The 356-nt window shown below is 69.1% G+C and carries 1 protein-coding gene; it reads left to right on the top strand.

What is annotated here, in order from left to right:
- Positions 1 to 126: 126 nt before the first annotated feature.
- Positions 127 to 356: FUSC family protein (locus tag AC1DUE_RS20950; protein WP_477041314.1), on the top strand; the 230-nt coding region annotated here is incomplete at its 3' end.

The following is a 356-nucleotide window of genomic DNA, read 5'->3' as shown; positions in this document are numbered from 1 at the left end:
GTGTGGTGCTATGAGCGGCGGCTCGCGGCACCCGTAGCAGTCGCCCTCACTACCGGGGCGGCGGGGCTTGGGCGGATCACGACGCGGCAGGCCGTGCAAGCGACGTTTGGGGCGGGGTTCGCGCTCGTGGTGGGGCAGGTGCTCTCCGATCAGCGTTGGTACTGGGCGGTCGGCGCCACCTGGTGGGTGTTCGTGGCCACAACCTCGCGAGGCGAGACCGTCGTGCGCGGATTCAGGCGATTCTTGGGGACGGTGCTCGGGATCGGGCTGGGCTTCGCCGTGGCTGTGCCGCTGCACCATGAGCCGGTCGTGGCCGCCGTGGTCGTAGCGATGAGCGTGTTCGGGATCTTCTATAC

Source organism: Cellulomonas sp. P4_A2 (assembly GCF_056402515.1).
This window is presented reverse-complemented; position numbering and strand designations above follow the sequence as displayed.